Annotated in this window: 1 protein-coding gene and 1 pseudogene; both read left to right on the top strand. The window is 65.1% G+C overall.

Going from position 1 to position 1,801, the window contains the following annotated elements; translation table 11 throughout:
- Nucleotides 1–247: pseudogene (aspA, locus tag AC1D14_RS22535) on the top strand (aspartate ammonia-lyase); the annotation flags it as partial.
- A gap of 40 nt (nucleotides 248–287) precedes the next feature.
- On the top strand, nucleotides 288–1,801 hold a 1,514-nt coding region (locus AC1D14_RS22530), incomplete at its 3' end, for an amino acid permease (protein WP_476969229.1).

Genomic DNA, 1,801 nt, shown 5'->3' with positions numbered 1-1,801 from the left:
CACCGCACGCTGCGTCCGGGGCATCACCGCGAACACCGAACACCTCCGCCTCACCGTGGAACAATCCATCGGCCTGGTCACCGCCCTGAACCCCCACCTGGGCTACGCCACCGCCACCGCCATCGCCCAGGAAGCCCTCGCCACCGGCAAGGGCGTGGCCGAACTCGTCCTCGAACACGGCCTCCTCACCGCCGACCAACTCCAGGAACTCCTCAGCCCCGAACGCCTCGCCAACCTCAGCAAATAAACCGCATTTCCCGTCCCCCACTGGAAACAAAGGATCCCCCATGTCCAACTCCCCACAGGGCGCCGCAAGCACCGCGGCCATCACAGACCACACGGTTCCGGCCCAGGCGCACGCCACCGAGAAGCTTCTCCACGCGGAGGACAAGGGCTACCACAAGAGCCTGAAGCCCCGGCAGATCCAGATGATCGCGATCGGCGGCGCCATCGGCACCGGCCTGTTCCTCGGCGCCGGCGGCCGGCTCAACGCCGCCGGCCCCTCGCTCGTCATCGCCTACGCCGTCTGCGGCTTCTTCGCCTTCCTGATCCTCCGCGCCCTCGGCGAACTGGTCCTGCACCGCCCGTCCTCGGGCTCCTTCGTCTCCTACGCCCGCGAATTCTTCGGCGAGAAAGCCGCGTTCATCTCCGGCTGGTTCTACTGGATCAACTGGGCCACCACCACCATCGTGGACATCACCGCCGCGGCCCTCTACATGAACTTCTTCGGCAAATACATCCCCTGGATGGCCGACGTGCCACAGTGGGCCTGGGCCCTGATGGCCCTCATCGTCGTCCTCGCCCTGAACCTCGTCTCCGTCAAGGTCTTCGGTGAAATGGAATTCTGGTTCGCCATCATCAAGGTCGCCGCCCTGGTCGCCTTCCTCCTGGTCGGCACCTACTTCGTCATCTTCGGCACCCCCGTCCCCGGCCAGGAAACCGGCTTCAGCCTCCTGTCCGATAACGGCGGCATCTTCCCCAACGGCCTGCTGCCCATGATCATCCTGATGCAGGGCGTCCTGTTCGCCTACGCCTCCATCGAACTCGTCGGCACCGCAGCCGGCGAAACCGAAAACCCCGAAAAAATCATGCCCAAGGCCATCAACTCCGTGGTCTTCCGCATCGCCGTGTTCTACGTCGGCTCCGTCATCCTGCTCGCCCTCCTGCTGCCCTACACCTCCTACCAGAAGGGCGTCAGCCCCTTCGTGACGTTCTTCGGCTCCATCGGCATCCAGGGCGTGGACGTCATCATGAACCTCGTCGTCCTCACCGCCGCGCTCTCCTCACTCAACGCCGGCCTCTACTCCACCGGCCGGATCCTGCGCTCCATGTCCGTCGCCGGCTCCGCCCCGAAATTCGCCCAACGCATGAACAAAGCCGGCGTCCCCTACGGCGGCATCGCCATCACCGCCGGCGTCTCMCTCCTCGGCGTCCCACTGAACTACCTCGTCCCCACCCAAGCCTTCGAGATCGTCCTGAACGTCGCCTCCGTAGGCATCATCGTCACCTGGGCCACCATCGTCCTGTGCCAGATGCAACTCAAACGCTGGGCCGACAAAGGCTGGCTCAAACGCCCCTCCTTCCGCATGTTCGGCGCCCCCTACACCGGCTACCTCTCCCTCCTCTTCCTCCTCGGCGTCCTCATCATGGTCTTCATCGACTCCCCCCTCACCCTCCTGGTCACCCTCGTCGCCTGCGCCCTCATGGTCGCCGGCTGGTACGCCTGCCGCAAACAAATCCACGAAATCGCCGAAGAAGCCCGCGACGGCTTCACCGGCATGTCCCCCGTCATCGCCAACCG

The sequence above is a fragment of the Arthrobacter sp. P1_B11 genome, assembly GCF_056406715.1.
The sequence above is the reverse complement of the archived record's forward strand: the minus strand, read 5'-3'. Positions and strand labels throughout refer to the sequence as shown.